At 43.3% G+C, this 16,726-nt stretch carries 17 protein-coding genes, 1 pseudogene and 1 riboswitch; of the genes and pseudogenes, 10 read left to right on the forward strand and 8 right to left on the reverse strand.

Annotation, left to right across the window (positions count from 1 at the left end; all coding sequences use genetic code 11):
- Positions 1-754 precede the first annotated feature (754 nt).
- The 5 genes from CE058_RS02665 (at position 755) to CE058_RS02685 (ending at position 4,975) form a co-directional block, all read left to right on the forward strand.
- Positions 755-2,146 (forward strand): TldD/PmbA family protein, encoded by a 1,392-nt coding sequence (locus tag CE058_RS02665; RefSeq protein ID WP_163140130.1) that lies wholly within the window; start codon positions 755-757, stop codon positions 2,144-2,146.
- 1 nt (position 2,147) lies between these two features.
- The gene (locus CE058_RS02670) at positions 2,148-3,506 is read left to right on the forward strand and encodes a TldD/PmbA family protein (protein WP_163140132.1); all 1,359 of its coding nucleotides are present in this window, start codon (positions 2,148-2,150) and stop codon (positions 3,504-3,506) included.
- Positions 3,507-3,584: 78 nt separating this feature from the next.
- A complete protein-coding gene (locus CE058_RS02675; protein WP_163140134.1) occupies positions 3,585-4,061 on the forward strand; it encodes a GNAT family N-acetyltransferase in 477 nt (158 codons plus the stop codon).
- A gap of 21 nt (positions 4,062-4,082) precedes the next feature.
- Positions 4,083-4,619 (forward strand): GNAT family N-acetyltransferase, encoded by a 537-nt coding sequence (locus tag CE058_RS02680; RefSeq protein WP_163140136.1) that lies wholly within the window; start codon positions 4,083-4,085, stop codon positions 4,617-4,619.
- A gap of 74 nt (positions 4,620-4,693) precedes the next feature.
- Positions 4,694-4,975, forward strand: a complete 282-nt coding sequence (locus tag CE058_RS02685) for a hypothetical protein (RefSeq protein ID WP_082139009.1) — start codon at positions 4,694-4,696, stop codon at positions 4,973-4,975.
- Between the two features lie 39 nt (positions 4,976-5,014).
- Here the strand turns inward: CE058_RS02685 and CE058_RS02690 are convergent, their stop codons facing one another.
- From CE058_RS02690 to CE058_RS02710, 5 genes are all read right to left on the reverse strand, one after another.
- Positions 5,015-5,356, reverse strand: coding sequence for a DUF3243 domain-containing protein (locus CE058_RS02690; protein ID WP_048010509.1), 342 nt, complete (start codon positions 5,354-5,356; stop codon positions 5,015-5,017).
- Positions 5,357-5,422: 66 nt separating this feature from the next.
- Positions 5,423-6,151 carry a twin-arginine translocase subunit TatC gene (gene tatC / locus CE058_RS02695; RefSeq protein ID WP_048010510.1) on the reverse strand — a complete coding sequence of 243 codons (729 nt, stop codon included), beginning with the start codon at positions 6,149-6,151 and terminating at the stop codon, positions 5,423-5,425.
- Between the two features lie 14 nt (positions 6,152-6,165).
- Entirely contained in the window at positions 6,166-6,384 is a 219-nt protein-coding gene (tatA, locus tag CE058_RS02700) for a twin-arginine translocase TatA/TatE family subunit (RefSeq protein WP_048010511.1), read from the reverse strand.
- A gap of 665 nt (positions 6,385-7,049) precedes the next feature.
- Positions 7,050-8,759, reverse strand: coding sequence for a GMC family oxidoreductase (locus CE058_RS02705; protein WP_048010513.1), 1,710 nt, complete (start codon positions 8,757-8,759; stop codon positions 7,050-7,052).
- Between the two features lie 26 nt (positions 8,760-8,785).
- Positions 8,786-9,550: a gluconate 2-dehydrogenase subunit 3 family protein gene (locus CE058_RS02710; RefSeq protein ID WP_048010514.1), complete on the reverse strand. Its 765-nt coding sequence runs from the start codon at positions 9,548-9,550 to the stop codon at positions 8,786-8,788.
- A gap of 459 nt (positions 9,551-10,009) precedes the next feature.
- Here CE058_RS02710 and CE058_RS02715 point away from each other — a divergent pair, with 459 nt between their 5' ends.
- Entirely contained in the window at positions 10,010-10,735 is a 726-nt protein-coding gene (locus CE058_RS02715) for a 5-formyltetrahydrofolate cyclo-ligase (protein ID WP_163140138.1), read from the forward strand.
- 11 nt (positions 10,736-10,746) lie between these two features.
- On the opposite strand, the pseudogene CE058_RS02720 reads toward CE058_RS02715, so the two are convergent.
- The 3 genes and pseudogenes from CE058_RS02720 to mscL form a co-directional block, all read right to left on the reverse strand.
- Positions 10,747-11,184, reverse strand: a pseudogene (locus CE058_RS02720) (AhpC/TSA family protein); the annotation flags it as partial.
- Between the two features lie 219 nt (positions 11,185-11,403).
- Positions 11,404-12,045 carry a Bax inhibitor-1/YccA family protein gene (locus CE058_RS02725; RefSeq protein ID WP_048010518.1) on the reverse strand — a complete coding sequence of 214 codons (642 nt, stop codon included), beginning with the start codon at positions 12,043-12,045 and terminating at the stop codon, positions 11,404-11,406.
- 69 nt (positions 12,046-12,114) lie between these two features.
- The gene (gene mscL / locus CE058_RS02730; protein ID WP_048010519.1) at positions 12,115-12,486 is read right to left on the reverse strand and encodes a large conductance mechanosensitive channel protein MscL; all 372 of its coding nucleotides are present in this window, start codon (positions 12,484-12,486) and stop codon (positions 12,115-12,117) included.
- A gap of 143 nt (positions 12,487-12,629) precedes the next feature.
- Positions 12,630-12,675: riboswitch (PreQ1 riboswitch) on the forward strand.
- Positions 12,676-12,785: 110 nt separating this feature from the next.
- Between mscL and queF the strand changes: the two genes are divergently transcribed.
- The 4 genes from queF (at position 12,786) to CE058_RS02750 (ending at position 16,641) form a co-directional block, all read left to right on the forward strand.
- Entirely contained in the window at positions 12,786-13,283 is a 498-nt protein-coding gene (gene queF, locus CE058_RS02735; RefSeq protein WP_095244376.1) for a preQ(1) synthase, read from the forward strand.
- A 162-nt stretch (positions 13,284-13,445) separates the two neighbouring features.
- On the forward strand, positions 13,446-13,736 hold the full coding sequence (locus CE058_RS02740) for a YhdT family protein (RefSeq protein WP_048010520.1): 291 nt from the start codon (positions 13,446-13,448) through the stop codon (positions 13,734-13,736).
- Positions 13,733-15,175 carry a sodium/pantothenate symporter gene (panF, locus tag CE058_RS02745; protein WP_048010521.1) on the forward strand — a complete coding sequence of 481 codons (1,443 nt, stop codon included), beginning with the start codon at positions 13,733-13,735 and terminating at the stop codon, positions 15,173-15,175. The genes CE058_RS02740 and panF overlap by 4 nt, the downstream gene beginning before the upstream one ends.
- 272 nt (positions 15,176-15,447) lie before the next feature.
- Positions 15,448-16,641: a hypothetical protein gene (locus CE058_RS02750; protein ID WP_163140142.1), complete on the forward strand. Its 1,194-nt coding sequence runs from the start codon at positions 15,448-15,450 to the stop codon at positions 16,639-16,641.
- Positions 16,642-16,726: the final 85 nt, after the last annotated feature.

Consider the following 16,726-nt stretch of genomic DNA (forward strand, 5'->3'; position numbering starts at 1 on the left):
TGCAAATAGAAACCCGGAACTTGCAAATAGATGAGCAAATTTGCAAATAGACTAGCCGGAATTACAAATAGATGAGCAAACCTGCAAATAGACCAGTCAAACTTGCAAATAGATAGGTAAATGCAAATAGAGACTCGGAACCTGCAAATAGATGAGCAAATTTGCAAATAGACCAACCGAAATTACAAATAGATGAGCAAGCCTGCAAATAGACCAGCCAAGCTTGCAAATAGATGGGTAAATGCAAATAGAAACCCGGAACCTGCAAATAGATGAGCAAATTTGCAACTAGACTAGCCGGAATTACAAATAGATGAGCAAACCTGCAAATAGACCAGCCAAACTTGCAAATAGATAGATAAAATGCAAATAGAAACCCTAAACCTGCAAATAGATGAGTAAATTTGCAACTAGACTAGCCGGAATTACAAATAGATGAGCAAACCTGCAAATAGACCAGTCAAACTTGCAAATAGATAGGTAAATGCAAATAGAAACCCGGAACCTGCAAATAGATAAGCAAATTTGCAAATAGACCAACCGAATATTACAAATAGATGAGTAAATTTGCAAATAGACCAACCAAACCTGCAAATAGGCCCACCCCACAAAAAAGCAACCCACCCATTTACGTCTCCAGACCGAGGCATAATCATCCTCTTTATTGGTCAAAAAAGGAAAAAATCATACTAAAATAAAGATCAGTACGGTATGATTAGAATAGTTTGAAAAGTTAGATAGAAGGAGGGTCACTATGCTTTCACAATCAGTCATTCATGATGTTATTACGGCAGCTCTGGCCACTGGCGGGGATTTTGCCGAAGTATTTGTTGAGGATCGTTTCACCAATAGCCTTGCGCTTCAGGGCGGGAAAATCGAGAGCAGCTTATCAGGCCGGGATTACGGGATCGGCATTCGCGTGTTTAAGGGGCTGCAGACTGTGTATGCTTACACAACGGATGGATCAAAGGAAGGTTTGCTGAAAGCTGCGGGCAATGCTGCCCAGGCGATCAGAGGAGAAAAAATCATTCAGCCCGCACAGCTGCAAAAGGAAATTATTCCGGCAGGGCATCCTATATCTCTGAATCCGCGCGAAGTGGAGAAGCTCCGCAAAGTAGATGTCATGAAAAAGGCATACGAAATTGCGAAAAACTATCACAGCAGCATCCAGCAGGTTACGGTCAGGTATTTGGATGAAGAACAGAATGTGCTGATTGCCAATTCGGAGGGTAAGTTTGTTGAAGACCGACGGGTGCGAAGCCGCCTTGCTATTCAGTCGATTGCGGCAGAAGGAAATCAAATGCAGCCTGGATTCTATGGACCTGGAGCCCATAAAGGCTTTGAATTTATGGAAAACCTGAACTTGGAGCATTACGCCAATGAAGCATCTCGCATCGCCGTTACGATGCTTGGGGCAGACCCTTGTCCAAGCGGGAAGTTCCCTGTGATCATCGATAATGAATTCGGCGGTGTTATTTTCCACGAAGCATGCGGACATGGCCTTGAAGCTACATCTGTAGCGAAGGAAAACTCTGTTTTTGCAAACCGGATCGGCGAAAAAGTGGCCTCGGATGTTGTTACATACATTGATGACGGCACGCTTGCCAATGAGTGGGGATCGATTACGATCGATGATGAAGGCGAAAAGGCGCGTAAAAATGTCCTGATTGAAAATGGAATTTTAAAAGGTTACTTGATTGATAAATTCGGCGGACGCAGGATGGGCATGGCATCGACAGGATCGGGAAGACGGCAGTCCTACCGTTTTGCACCGACTTCGAGAATGACCAATACGTACATTGCAAACGGCAAGTCCACTCCGGAAGAAATCGTCTCAAATACTGAGTACGGAATATATACCAAATACATGGGCGGCGGACAGGTCAATACCACAACGGGCGATTACAATTTCGCTGTCATGGAGGCGTATCTCGTAAAAGACGGAAAAATCGGCAAGCCGTTAAAAGGTGCTACTTTAATTGGGAATGGCCCGAAAACGCTCCAGCTGGTTGATATGGTGGGAAATAACCTGGACCATGGTGCTGGCATGTGCGGTTCACAGAGCGGAAGCATTCCTGTCAATGTTGGCCAGCCGATGATCCGCGTAAGCGAAATGACTGTTGGCGGAACAAAGGGAGGCGAATAATATGAACCTGCAGGAATTTAAGGAAAAGCTATTTCAGCTTGGCGGGCAGCATGGTTTTACAGATATGGAGCTTTATTATGAGAGAGAGGAAAAGTTCGCCTGCGAGCTTTTCAAAGGTGTAATTGATTCCTACGACACTTCCGAAGTGTTCGGAACCTCCTTCCGAGGCCTTTACGAAGGCAGGATGGGCTATGCTTTTACGGAGAAACTGGATGAGGAATCCCTGTCTTTTCTGATCGAGAATGCGAAGGAAAACTCTCAATTTATTGAGGATGAAGTACAGGAAGAAATCTTTGCCGGAAGCGATAAGTATGAGTCTGGAAGCTACTATTCAAGCAGTCTTGCGGAAGTTACAATTGCTGAAAAAATAAATTTGCTTAAGGAAATAGAAAAGCACATCTATGCCTATGATAAGCGGGTAACCGGGACAGATTATTTCATGGTGCGCAGCGGTGAAACAGAAAGAGTTCTTCTCAACAGCAAAGGGTTGAGCCTCATCGAAAAGAGCAATCATGCCGGCATCTATGTATCAGTCATCGTAAAGCAGGGAGATCAGGTGAAAAATGGCGAATATTCCAAGTTTACGAGAGACTTTTCGATCTTGAATCCGGAGGAAATAGCCAGGCATGCAGCAGAAGAAGCATTATCACAGCTGGATGCCAGGAGTGCTGAAAGCAAAAACTATCCTGTCCTGCTGAGAAACGATGCCGCCGGCGCCCTGCTGCAGACATACATCCCGATTTTCTCAGCCGAAAACACCCAAAAAGGGCAATCGGCTTTAAAGGGGAAAACGGGTGAAAGCATTGCTGTGGCATCATTGAATATCATAGATGATCCATTTTTAGAAGAAGGTCTGCTCAGTTCTAATTTTGACAGTGAAGGGGTTGCCACTGCCAGAAAAGATATTGTGAAAGACGGCAGGCTTATTACCTTGATGCATAACCGCAAAACAGCACAAAAAGATGGTGTGGAATCGACGGGCAATGCCTATAAAGCTTCTTATAAGGGAGCTTTGACGGTGGCTCCAACGAATCTTTACGTCAATCCATCCAATCAAAGCTATGATGAGCTGGTATCTTCGATCTCAGAGGGCATCATCATAACCGAATTATCCGGCCTCCATTCCGGTGCCAATACCGTATCAGGGGATTTTTCCATTGCGGCTAACGGCTATTATGTCAGCGACGGAAAAGTGCAAAATGCCGTTAACCAAATGACGATTGCCGGAAACTTCTATGAGCTGTTAAATAATATTGAAGCCATCGGTTCAGACCTGGAATTTTCGTTGGGCTTCATGGCCACTGGCTACATTGGCTCCCCATCTCTTTTAATCAGGGAGCTGGCTGTGACTATTGAGTAAGTCTGCGAGCGCATCACCAAGTGGTGCGCTTTTTTTGAAAAAATTTTCGCAGGAGGAAATTAAATAGGGGGACTATTTATGGGGAAGATTATCGAAGCAAAAATAGGCGACGCAGTGAAAATATTATCCCTTCAAAAGCTGGCATATAGAAGTGAAGCAGAACTTTATGGAGATTTTAATATAGAGCCATTAAAGCAAACCGTCAGCGATGTTGAAAAAGCTTTTGAAGATTATCTAATTATAAAATACATAGAAGACGGGGAACTAGTTGGTTCCGTTAGAGCATATCAAGAGGATGAAACATGTTATATAGGCAAATTAATGGTGCATCCAGACTTTCAGAATAAAGGTATTGGAAAAGCACTAATGAATGAAATCGAACGTCAGTTTAATGTGAAACGATTTGAATTATTTACCGGCAGCAAAAGCGAGAAAAATATTAGTTTCTATGAAAAGCTCGGTTACGCGGGATATAAGACAGAAAAGCTGGAGAGAGAAGAAACTATATTTATTTTTATGGAGAAGTTAGCGAAAACAGGCACAACTGCTTCTTAAGATTAAAAGGAGGCCCCACCAATGAAAACAGTAGAAACCAGCCGCCTTATTTTGCGCAGCCTTACCCTTGATGATTCAGCCAGGGTAGAAGAATACGCAAGTGATTATGATGTGGCAAAAACGACATTAAATATTCCCCATCCTTATCCTGAAGGGGGAGCAAGGGAGTTTATTAAAAGTATCCTGGAAGCAGAGAGAAACGGTAAGATTGCGATTTTCGGTATTACGAGAAAAGAGGATAATGGCTTAATAGGACTCATCAATATTACAGGCACTAATGCAAATAGAAGGGCGGAAATCGGCTATTGGATCGGCAAGCCTTACTGGGGCAAAGGGTATGGTACAGAGGCTGCCAGGGCAGTTATTAAGTACGGATTTGAAGAACTGAACCATAACCGGATTTATGCTTTTGCCTTTACGGACAATCCCGGATCATGGAGGATTATGGAGAAAACGGGGATGAAGCATGAAGGGATTTTGCGTCAGCATGCAATAAGAGATGGGAGGCCGGTGGATTTGACCTACTATGCCATTCTGCGTGAGGAATACACCGGGTAAGGGAGCCGCTGTTTGAATCGCACTCCACAATATGTTTCAATAGAAGCAAATCCTTTTTAATCATGGAGGTTCATGTGCGGATCATTGCTTCCCATCCTTTTTTTACAGTAAGCAGGAAGATCGACTGGAACCAGCAGCAATACATTGAACAGGAACTTTTTCTTCACTTATTTGAGGATCATATCCTGTCGCCATCAGAAAAGTTTCTCCTTGATGAAGTTTGGGATATGTCATACAGAAATTCCAGCTGCGAATTTGGTTTCCTCTATCTTCATACCAATCGGGGTGTGTTTTCTTTTCAAGTAAAGTCAGAGCCGAGTCACTTTATAAACCTGTATAGAGATCTTAAAAAGTAAAAGCCGGAATTGTCACGATTAACAATTCCGGCTCCATTATTATGCCTGCTCTGTCAGGCGTACAAGCATATGTGCGAGCTTATGCCTTTCTTTATCATCCCCGACCTTCCATAATTCCTTCAGCAGCTGTTCTTCACGGTTTTTTGGCTCCACATTTTCAGCGAGGTAGCCAGCCACTTTTTCTGCGGTTACGGCAAGCTGTTCCTCATTTAATCCCAGCTTTTTGCCAAGCTCAATTCGTTCCGCCAGATAGCTCTTAAATTCATCGAAGCTGCTTAAGATGTCCTCAGCTCGTTCATTCGACATCTTGTCCATTGCGCTCTTAATATTTTTTGTATCCAGTTCACCATCTTGTTTGATTACATGTTCTTGTTCATTCATTTTTATAGACCTCCCAAAGGATTGTTTTCTTATTAAATATCCTTTCAGAAGGAGAATTAAACTCTTTTAGATTTCACTGGATGGTGTTTCCTGAACAGCTTTCAGTTTCCTGAATTTTACTTTGGATAAAATAACGCCAATTTCATATAGCCCGATAAGAGGCACGAGGACTAGAATCTGTGAAAATAAATCTGGCGGTGTAATGAGAGCTGATACAACAGCCATGATCAAATAAGCATATTTTCGCATTGAGCTGAGCATGGCTGGGGTGACAATGCCGATTGTTGTCAAAAACAATAACAGCAAAGGCACTTCAAACAGAAAACCAAAAGGAATGGTCGACATTAAAAGAAACGAAAAATACTCCCTGGCCGTGATCATCATCGCAAAATGTGATTCACCTAATAGCATTAAAAACTGATAAATGGCAGGAAATATAATAAAAAATCCGAAGCCAAGCCCGCCGATAAAGCTGAAAAGAATGGCCGGGAAAAACATTAAAGATACTCTGCTTTCTTTTTCCGTTAAAGCAGGTTTTACAAATAGCCAGATCTGATAGGAAATGAAAGGAAGCGAAAGCCCCAGGCTGATGCTTCCTGCAATTCCTGTGTACAGCTTAATGACATCCAGCGGTCCAAGCATAACCAGCTCATGATCGTTTGCCAGCATAGGTATCAGCCGGTTGATGAAAAACAGACACAGGGCAAAGCTGACAATAAAGAAAATCAGAGATCGAATCAGCACTTTTCGCAGGTCTGTTAAATGCTCTATAAGGGTTTGTTCGTCCGTTTTCATTCTAAACCCTCCTGTTAAAGCGGTTTATCCTTCCGATCCGCCGTTTCAATTGAACGTGCTTTTGAATCAGGTTCATCATCATCACTCATAATTTCTCTGGCTGATTTTTTGAATTCTGATAAGGTCCTTCCAAACGCAGACCCGATCTCAGGAAGCTTTTTAGGACCAAAGATAATTAAGGTTATAACCAGGATGATAATCAATCCGGGTATTCCAATGTTTGAAAGCCCCATGGAGTTCACTCCTTCTTGAAAAATTTCTTAAAAGGTAAGTTAGTATTAGCTTGAACTTCGAGAACTGTCCAGCTCCAAAAGGAACGCTTCGACAGCATCATCATCGCACGACTAAAAGCGTTAGCTTTTAGGAGGAGCGCCTACCCCCTCGAGGTCACAAGCTTGTCTTGTTTCGGCTCCTAGGGACGAAAGACTAGCCAATCCCTTCCAGAAGGAAAGGACACCTTCTTGCAGTGCCCATCTTATGCCCGAGGCCCGCAGGACAAGGAAGGCTTCGTCAGCATAATCATCGCACGACCAAAAGCGAAAGCTTTTGGGAGGATGCGGGTCATGCAGGCGTTGCCACAGGACGTGGCGCTCTTAGTCTGCGTTCCTTGAAAGGGCAGTCGCCTCCACATTTCCGACAATCCTCCCAAAAGGCAAAGAACGTCTTTCCGGGAGGCTCGTCTTGTGCTTGAGGCCCACAGGACAAGGAAGGCTTCGTCAGCATAATCATCGCACGACCAAAAGAGAAAGCTTTTGGGAGGATGTGGGTCATGCAGACGTTGCCACAGGACAAGGAAAGCTACGACAGCGATACATCGCACGACCGAAAGCGGTAGCTTTTGGGAGGACGTGGCGTTCTTAGTCTGCGTTCCTTCGTGAGCAAGGCGCTTGCGCTTTTCTTATGCAAGCAGGCCGCCTTCTTTGCTGTATTTGATGATTCCTTCAGCAGCACGATAGGCGAGTGCCCCAACAGTTCCTGTCGGATTATATCCTCCATTGTGAGGGAAAGCGGAAGCACCAACGACAAAGACATTCTCTGCATCCCACATTTGGAGATAGTTATTTACGGCTGATGTTTCTGGCTCTGCCCCCATGATGACACCGCCTGTATTGTGTGTCGTCTGGTAAGGGACGATATCGTAATGCTCCAGCTGCTGCCGGTCGTTAATTTTTGACGGTCCCATTTCCTTCATGATGTTGTCTGTGATTTTTCCAATATAGTTATAAAGATTCTTATCCTGTTCAGTGAAATCGTATGTCATACGAAGCAGCGGAAGCCCGTAAGCATCTTTATAAGAAGGATCCAGATCCATATAATTGTGCTGAACAGGCATGGAAGCTCCCTGCGTGCCAATGCTTAAAGCCCGTGTGAAATACTTGATGGAATTCTCCTTAAACTTGCTGCCCCATTTCGGTGTATCAGTCGGAACCATATTATATTGAATTGGACGGTATCCTGACTGGTTGATAGAGATGGAGCCGCCATGGATAAAGCCAAGATCCGAGTGGTCAAAATTGTCTCCATTGTAATCATCCACAGTTGCACCAAGGGCACCGGCACCCATAAATGTGTTAAATTGTTCTTCATCAAAAAAGCCAGCTGACCCGGGAAGGATCTGATAGCAATAGTTCTTCCCAATCACCCCTGATCCTGTATCAGGATTATATGGGCGTCCCAGTTTGGAAGTCAGCAGCAGGCGGGTGTTATTCATGACATAGCTGGTCACAATAACCATTTCGGCCGGCTGAATGAATTCTTCTTTTGTCTGGACATCCACATAGCGCACACCGGTTGCTTTTTTCCCGTCGTGAATAATTTCCGTTACATTCGCAAAGTTGCGGATATCCACATTTCCCGTTTCTTTGGCAAACGGAATAACGGCCACAGTCGGATCAGCTTTTGCTCCATATTCACAGCCGAATCGTTCGCAAAACGCACAATACTGGCATGGAGCCATCTTGGCGCCATATTGGTTTTCATAAGCCTCGCTCATATTGCCGGATGGCATTTGGTAAGGTTTCATCCCCAATGATTTCGCGGCCTCTTTAAATCTTGCTGTAATAGGTGTTTCCTTCATTGGAGGATTTGGGAACGGGTCTGCTCTTTTTGGCCCAAGCTCACCTTCTTCTCCGCCAATTCCTGCCGCCTTTTCAAATTCGTAGAAATAAGGCTCCAATTCATCGTATGTAATGCCCCAATCCTGAACTTGAAGACCTTTGATCTTGGCTTCGCCATATTTTTTAACTGTCTGTGACTTGATTTCAAAATCATAAGGCAGAAAGCGGAAAGTATGCCCATTCCAGTGAACACCGGACCCGCCTAAGCCTTCGCCCAGCAAAAAGGACCCAAGCTGGCGCATCGGAAGGGCACGTTCCTTCCCGTGATTGCGGAACGTAATCGTTTCTTTAGAAAGATCCTGCATTAATTCATAGCGTATTCCATAGCGCAGTTCATCATGGACCACATAGTAGTCCTTGACGCCGCGCTCTTTTCCACGCTCCAGGCCTACAACTTTTAATCCCTGTTTCCCAAGTTCGGCCGCAATGATTCCGCCGGCCCATCCGACTCCTACAATGACTGCATCAGTTTTTGGCAATGTTTTCGCCATTTTTACCACTTCCTTAAAAGATAGTACTATTTCGTATATGAATGGAGGCTGTTTGGTTTAATTTTCACAAATTTTTCAGACTCAATTTGATTGATATAGCTCATTTGATGGCCAGGAAAGTCTTTCATTTTCCAGCCTTCCATATTTTTGTTTCCGGCATAGGCAGGATCTGCATATACACCTTCAATGGTGGCGGCCCGGAGAATATTAAAGAACGTCCTTGAAGTAACACCCCGGAGCTTCACTTTATCCTCTTCAAAGGCTGTAAGAATTTCATCCTGCTGTTCGCCCTCCAGTTCAGCAAATGGCTTCTTGAACTTTTCATTGCTGTAGGTCTGCAGGGCAGCAAGTCCGACATCAAATACTTCATGCCGTTTTAAAGGGGACTGGTAGCCCTGAAAGTTCGACCCTGGAAAGAACGGACCTTGCATATATTCCCTTGTATTGTTGCCCCATGAGCCCGCAAGCTGATGGTCGATAAAAAATGGAACATCCAAATCATTGGCACCAGGGCCATTTTCATCCTTTGGATAAATTCTCTCAACGGCAGCCTGCAGGATTCCGAATGTCTCGGGGTTTGTAAAATATAAAGGCGACTGCTGATAGGCAACCTGATCATGCCCGTTTGTATGGGCATTCTCTTCCGTTGCTGTACCGTCTTTGTTCATGTTTGCACCAATTAAGCCGCCAAGAATACCGCCTCCTACTAAACCGCCGGCAACTAACCCGGAATTGCGGATGAATCTCCTCCGGGACATGGTTGATTCTTGTTTTTGTTCATGTTCAGACATTTATATGGAAACCTCCTTTTATTTGCCATTATGGAGAAAAATATACTTGTCTAAACAGTTTGATAGAATTATTTTTTGGAATGTGAAAAGAAGAGAAGAAATAAGGGGGTTTTTATGGCATTAAAAAAGATGCAAACCGATTGGTCTGCACCTTTTTTAAGTCCGAATGACGGACAACCTGGAGATTACGATTTGCATAGGACCGAACCGATTTTAAATATATCGGTTATAGACGAGAGTGCCTTTCGAACGCTCTGCAAACCCTCCCTGGTTTCTTGCAATGCCAATGACGAACCTTGAAGTCGCTGTTACGCTTTTCATCGTCAACCAGTCCCTTCCGTTTTGTTATTGGCCTTGCATTATTTGTTTACCCCGTGAACTTGTCTTAAAACCTGTTTATTTAAAAAATTGGAGTTTTTTTCTTTAATAGATAAAATGAAAGAAAGGAAGTGAAACACGATGAAAACGAAGAAAGAAATCCGTGAGTACATATGGAATTTTCTTGAGGAGAACAAGCTTGGCCGCTTTCCGTTTCCTTTAACGAATAGAATTCCCAATTTCAAAGGAGCTGAAAAAGCGGCTGCATTTGTTTTTACTATGCCTGAGTATAAAGAGGCTAAGGTGATTAAGGTAAATCCTGATTCTCCGCAGCTGCCGGTGCGCACCCAAATTCTGAAAGATGGAAAGACATTGCTGGTTCCCACTCCACGGCTGAAAGCAGGCTTTATTATGGTAAAGCCGGAATGGGTACCTGCGGGGGAGGAGCGAAAAGCTGCGAGCCTTAAGCATATTCACTCATACGGAAAAGAAGTTCCCCTCACACAATTGCCGAAAATTGATTTGTTTTTTGCCGGATCAGTGGGGCTTCACCGGGATGGCCGGCGGGTCGGAAAAGGGGAGGGCTATGCTGACCGGGAGTATGCGATAATCAGGGAACTGGGGAATCCTGAAATCCCTGTGATTGGAACGGTTAACAGCGCCCAGGTGACAGAGGCAGATATCCCGAGGGATCCTTATGATCTGACTGTCGACTGGATTGCCACTGAAAAGGAACTGATCAAAACCAATACGCCCTATCCAAAACCAGCCGGGATTCAATGGGATCTTGTAACGGAGAAGGAAATGGAAAAGATGCCGGTTTTGCGTGAAATTTGGGAGATCACAAAAGGAAAGGCAGCCAAGTAATTGACTGCCTTTTAAGCTTTAACTTCGTCCATTTTCTTGAAAACATCATCAATCTTTGCGTGATTTTCAGGGGATTCATCAATATGATTCCATAAAATTTTTCCCTGTGGCGAGAAAAGCCATGTCCCGCCCTGAATGTAGACATCCTGAGTTTTCATGGATTTCATGACAAACTCCTTTTGTTTTTCATCCTTAGGGATAAAGCCGCCGACTTTTCCTGTAATAAACCCAAGTGCTGCTTTTGAAAGAAGCTTCCACTTTGGCATGGTTTTATGTCCCATTCCTCTATAAGCTTCCCGGGAAGGGTCGCCGAGGATCGGAAAAGGGAACGGACCGAATTGCTCAAGGAATTGACTGATAAAGGTTCCTTTCGAAGGAGCAATGACAATGACTTGAAATCCTTTAGCTTCTACTTCATTTATGCGCTCGCGCAACTGCGCAAGATATTCCCGGCAGACCGGTCAGCCAAGATGGCGGACGAAGACAGCCATTGTGTACTGGCTGCTGATGGCCTGTTCAAGCGTAATATTTTTATCAGGATGCTGGGTTTCTAAAATATATTTCATGAATATCCCGCCTTTCGGATTTACATCTGATCATACCTAATTCTTTTTAACGAATAAAGAATTGCGGCTTGCACATAAAAAAACAGGAGTGTGCACTCCTGTTTAGTCCCGGCTCCCCAATATCCCAAAAATGCGAAGGATATTAATGAACAGGTTGATAAAATCAAGATATAGGTTAAGAGCCATCAAAGGCACTTCTTCCGGTGACACTCCATACTGCTTCATGCGGTTGAAGTCGAATAGCACATATCCGCTGAACACGAGCACTCCGATGAAGGAGAACGCGAGCATAGCATTAGAGCTTAATGGCCAGATGAGGCTGAAAATTCCAATCGCAATAAGAGCGAGCAATGCCGCCATCAGCATGCCGCCAAGGAAAGATAAGTCCCGCTTCGTTGTCGAAGCATATACGGCTAAGCCTGTGAACACAACCGTTGTCGTCGCAAGTGCTGTTAAAACAGGGTTAGGTCCAATAGCAGCCAGGTAGTGAGCAACAATCGGGTAGGTTGTCATCCCTGAAATAAATGTAAATACATAAAGGAATGTATACCCAATAGCTTTTTTGCGGCGGAGCAGGAAAGCGAAAAGCAGCATTCCGAGTTCAAGAAGCATTAGCGGCAAAAACAGGGCTGGAGGGATGAAGACACCCGCCATCGTTCCGATAAATGCAATCCCCAATGATAAGGCAAACGCCCGTAAGACAGAAGGCAAATAACTGTTATTTGCAGTATGCTGTACATACATTTCTTCATTTCTCCTCTACATTCATTTGTATATGTATATACGAATGAGCTATTATTTAAGTTTCATAAATTATTTATTTTTTAAAAGGTCTCTTATTTCAGTTAAAAGCTCAACATTTTTATCCACAGCTGGTGCCGGTGCTGCTTCTTCTTTCTTTTTGAAACGATTGTTGATAATCCTGATAAAGACGAAAATGGAGAATGCCACGATGAAGAAATCCACCACATTCTGTATGAATAAACCGTATTTCACCTGTGCTCCACCGACCTTAACCATCAGATCCGTAAAGTCAACTCCGCCCATCAGCAAACCGACAAGCGGCATAATAATATCATCTACAAGGGAAGATACAATCTTTCCGAAGGCAGCTCCGATTACAACCCCAACTGCCAAATCCAGGACATTTCCCTTTAGCGCGAATTTTTTAAACTCATTCCACATAACAAGTCACCTTTCTTTGAAAAATTACCGTTATTATACTATGAAGAATGTATGAAAACCAGATAGAGAAAGCACCTATTGACAGAAACAGGCTTTTTCTCTATAGTAACTATGACAATTATATTTCTATTATTCCCGTGTGAACGGGAGAGGTTCATAGCTTCACCCTCTATAAAAAACTATGGCTTTGATTATAATAATCAACCATATCCATGAGAGGATATGGTTTTATTTTTCAAGCTGTACTTTTCGGACCTCTCTTTAGGATCAGCGGGATCATATAAAGGGAGGCTATTTTTATGTCAGGAAGAAAAGATGAGGAATTAACGGATATTACATTATTGGGAAATCAGGGTACTAACTATCTTTTTGAATATTCTCCTGAGATTCTGGAGGCTTTTGATAATAAGCATCCAAACCGCGATTATTTTGTTAAGTTTAATTGTCCTGAGTTTACGAGCCTTTGTCCGAAAACAGGCCAGCCGGATTTTGCGACCATCTATATCAGCTATATTCCGGATCAAAAGATGGTAGAGAGCAAGTCGTTAAAGCTATATCTTTTCAGCTTCAGAAATCATGGCGATTTCCATGAGGATTGCATGAACATCATTATGAATGATCTTATCGAATTAATGGATCCCCGCTATATTGAGGTTTGGGGGAAATTCACACCACGTGGCGGAATCTCCATCGATCCGTATTGCAACTACGGAAAGCCGGGTACGAAATATGAAAAAATGGCCGATTACCGCTTGATGAACCATGATCTATATCCAGAGACGATTGACAATCGTTAAGAACATAGCTTGCTTAAAGTTCATTTTTAAAATAATATCAAAAAAAAGGCAGAGGAATCTGCTTTTTTTGTTGCAGAAAATATACATAAGTGGGATTATATTTAGGGAATATTCTGTATTTTAATAGAACAGTACAATAATAAAGCTCTGAAAGGGGACATAATGAAGAAAAGCATACATAAAAAAGATCCTCGCTTTAAGATTGCAGAGAAAGAAGCGTGGATTGGCATTGGTCTCGTACTCTTTAATTTTATTTGGTGGTATGGGTTTGCCTATGGGCTGGGGTCCGAACCTGCCGATGAGTATACATTCATCATGGGGCTGCCTGCCTGGTTTTTCTGGAGCTGTGTAGCCGGATTTGTTGTCATGGTGATACTGGTATCAGCAGCTGTAAAATTCCTGTTTAAGGAAGTTCCGTTCGAAGAAAACGGGGAAGGGGGAGAATCCGAATGAACTGGCAGGTCATTGCTCCTCTTATCTTCTTTTTAATCATTATTTTTCTGGTGGGTTTATGGTCCAGCAGGAAGATTGATACGAGCAGTTCGTTTCTGCAGGATTATTTTCTTGGAGGAAGGCAGCTGGGCGGTTTTATTCTGGCCATGACCATGATTGCCACCTACGGAAGTGCCAGCAGTTTCATTGGGGGTCCTGGTGTTGCATACACACAGGGGCTTGGCTGGGTACTGCTTGCCATGTCACAGGTTGTTACTGGTTATTTCGTCCTCATGGTTCTGGGGAAAAAATTTGCAATTACAGCAAGAAAGTATAATGCTGTAACACTCATCGATTTTCTGAAAGAAAGATATAACAGCAAATGGGTTGTCTGGCTATCCTCTCTCAGCATCATTATTTTCCTGTTTTCCGCCATGGCTGCCCAATGGGTTGGCGGAGCAAGATTAATTGAATCACTGACAGGATTAAGCTATTTATCGGCTTTGTTTATTTTCGCAGCTTCTGTCATGGTCTATGTTGTCATAGGCGGTTTCCGGGCTGTTGCCGTAACGGATGCCGTCCAGGGCGGGATAATGTTTATCGGAACCATGATCCTTCTGGTTGCTGTTATTGTGGCAGGTGGAGGAATACCGAATATTGTCAGCGATCTGTCTTCAGAAAACCCGAATCTAATTACACCGTTTGGCTTTGATGGCGGATTGACCCCTTTATATGTATCCTCATTCTGGATTCTGGTTGGAGTTGGGGTTGTAGGTCTTCCTCAGGTTGCAGTAAGGGCCATGTCTTATAAAAATGCCAGAGCCATGCATAGGGCCATTATCATCGGAACAATCGTGGTCGGCTTTATCATGCTTGGCATGCATTTAATTGGCGTGTTTGCCCGGCCGATTCTTCCCGGAATTGAGGTGGGGGATAAAGTTATGCCGATGATTGCCATGGAAGTCCTTCCACCATGGCTTGCGGGAATTGTGCTGGCTGCACCGATGGCTGCCATTATGTCAACCGTGGATTCCCTGCTCCTTCTGGTCAGCTCGGCGATTGTTAAAGATGTGTATATTAATTACATTAAACCTGATGCTGAAGAAAGCACGGTTAAGAAAATGAGTTTTGCAGTCACAGCCCTGCTGGGGGTTCTGGTATGCATCATGGCGCTCAGTCCGCCCGATTTGCTGATCTGGCTGAATCTCTTTTCTTTTGGAGGACTGGAAGCAGCATTCATATGGCCTGTTGTGCTGGGCCTTTATTGGGCGAAGGGAAATAAATATGGTGCAGTGGCCTCCATGATAACCGGAACGGCTTCCTATATTTTATTCCATACTTTTTATCCCAATGCTTTAGGCATGAATACAGTCGTATTGCCTATTGCTTTATCACTGGCCGCATATATAGCGGTAAGTCTATTTACCGAAAAAACAGCACCTGCGGCAGCAGAAATTTAACCAAAAGGCCCCGGAGAGGTATTCCGGGGCCTTTCGTATTAACCGGCAAAGTGCCTATAGATCAGGCCCTCGTCACTATAATCAAACGTTTGATTGAAGCAGGAGAAGAGTCATATATTAAGGATAAGGGAGGAAACATGGGTTTTTGTAAAAAAATGAGCATATTGATAGGTTTGTAGAAACGATCCCTATTTGTTACACTTAATTAATTGAAACGTAATTGTAACATTTGACTTAAAATGGAAATGTTTTTTAACATTAGGGAGACTATAATGAAAAATTTTATAAATATGATCATGATTGCCATGCTGTCATCCGTTATAGCAGGCTGTTCAAGTGAAATAAATGCATCTTTAAATACAGAAGAAATAAAACTGGAAAAAGAAGATAAAGTGGAAGCAGAAGATAATATATCAGTACAAGAGGCTGGTAAAGATAAAAAAGATACGGTTTGGCTTGAACGCAAGTCACTATTCCAGATTGACGCAGCAGACGGGATCATGAAATATACGGTTTACCTTTTTTCGGAAGACGAAAGAAGAACCATTCTGGAAGAGGACAGTGCGAAAGGAAAGAAAGGCGATTCCTATTTTACAGGACATTATTCAGTATACCTGGCTTTGAAGGGGGCAAAAGAAGCGTATAAACAAGCAGCTCTAAATGACAGTTCTGAAATGTCCTTTAATCCTTCAAAGGAACAGGTTTACACCCAGAAAATGAGGAATAAAACCATCATCTCGATCTTTCAGTCCAAGGGGGAAAACTTAGTCAAGGGCCAGCTGCTGGCGATTAAGGACGGAGAAGTGCAAAGAATCAGTACGGAAAAAGACATGACCACTACCTCCAAAGCGAAAATAAAAACTATTAATCAAAAATATCTTCAAACTGCCCAAAAAAAGAGTGACGGATGGGTTATTTCAACATGGCTTTTTAATGAGGAAGCCCATTCAATGAGCCTGCACGACCAAATCGAGCTTTCAGAAGAAGATCATTCTGATATCGACTGGATGAACCTGTGGCTGAAAAAGGAAGCCCTTTACTATCCTTTTAAAAACCTGGCACTCAGTGGGGATGCCATTGAGAAAGCAAAACAGGGAATCCCCCTCGGAAGTCCATTTCCAATTGGCACAAACATATCTGAAATTAAAAAGTCAGATCCAAACTTTGTTGAAGAGGGGTTTGAAGGTGGAAGCCCTTTTGTGATGTACCCTGAAATTACCTATTATTATGAACGGGAAACGGGGAACGTAACAGCTATTTCCATTCCTGGACAGCGGGTGAGAACGTCAATGGACGAGATTACTGCCATGTTTGGCACTCCAGCGGAGGTTAGGGAAGAGAAGCTGTCAGGTGAAACCATCTCCACCTACCCGGCAGATAAATATTCCATCGATATGATTTCTGATTTAGAAGGAAACGTTAGTGAAATCGTATTAAGAAAAACAAAAAATCATGCGGGTCAATGACCGCATGATTTTTTATAGAATAAGAAAACATTAGACTTTGAACATCGAGAACTGTCTAGCTCCGGCGCCTACCCCCTCGAGGTCA

The organism is Bacillus sp. 22-7 (genome assembly GCF_010628845.1).
In the GTDB taxonomy this organism is placed as follows: domain Bacteria; phylum Bacillota; class Bacilli; order Bacillales; family Cytobacillaceae; genus Cytobacillus; species Cytobacillus firmus_B.

Coding starts and splice junctions, on each gene's coding strand:
- CE058_RS02705 (WP_048010513.1), bottom strand. CDS start 8,759: ATGGCGAAAACATTGCCAAAAACTGATGCAGTCATTGTAGGAGTCGGA.
- CE058_RS02710 (WP_048010514.1), bottom strand. CDS start 9,550: ATGTCTGAACATGAACAAAAACAAGAATCAACCATGTCCCGGAGGAGA.
- mscL (WP_048010519.1), bottom strand. CDS start 12,486: ATGTGGAATGAGTTTAAAAAATTCGCGCTAAAGGGAAATGTCCTGGAT.
- tatC (WP_048010510.1), bottom strand. CDS start 6,151: ATGAAAACGGACGAACAAACCCTTATAGAGCATTTAACAGACCTGCGA.
- panF (WP_048010521.1), top strand. CDS start 13,733: ATGAACTGGCAGGTCATTGCTCCTCTTATCTTCTTTTTAATCATTATT.
- CE058_RS02690 (WP_048010509.1), bottom strand. CDS start 5,356: ATGAATGAACAAGAACATGTAATCAAACAAGATGGTGAACTGGATACA.
- tatA (WP_048010511.1), bottom strand. CDS start 6,384: ATGGGGCTTTCAAACATTGGAATACCCGGATTGATTATCATCCTGGTT.
- CE058_RS02680 (WP_163140136.1), top strand. CDS start 4,083: ATGAAAACAGTAGAAACCAGCCGCCTTATTTTGCGCAGCCTTACCCTT.
- CE058_RS02665 (WP_163140130.1), top strand. CDS start 755: ATGCTTTCACAATCAGTCATTCATGATGTTATTACGGCAGCTCTGGCC.
- CE058_RS02670 (WP_163140132.1), top strand. CDS start 2,148: ATGAACCTGCAGGAATTTAAGGAAAAGCTATTTCAGCTTGGCGGGCAG.
- CE058_RS02675 (WP_163140134.1), top strand. CDS start 3,585: ATGGGGAAGATTATCGAAGCAAAAATAGGCGACGCAGTGAAAATATTA.
- CE058_RS02750 (WP_163140142.1), top strand. CDS start 15,448: ATGAAAAATTTTATAAATATGATCATGATTGCCATGCTGTCATCCGTT.
- CE058_RS02715 (WP_163140138.1), top strand. CDS start 10,010: ATGAAAACGAAGAAAGAAATCCGTGAGTACATATGGAATTTTCTTGAG.
- CE058_RS02725 (WP_048010518.1), bottom strand. CDS start 12,045: ATGTATGTACAGCATACTGCAAATAACAGTTATTTGCCTTCTGTCTTA.
- queF (WP_095244376.1), top strand. CDS start 12,786: ATGTCAGGAAGAAAAGATGAGGAATTAACGGATATTACATTATTGGGA.
- CE058_RS02740 (WP_048010520.1), top strand. CDS start 13,446: ATGAAGAAAAGCATACATAAAAAAGATCCTCGCTTTAAGATTGCAGAG.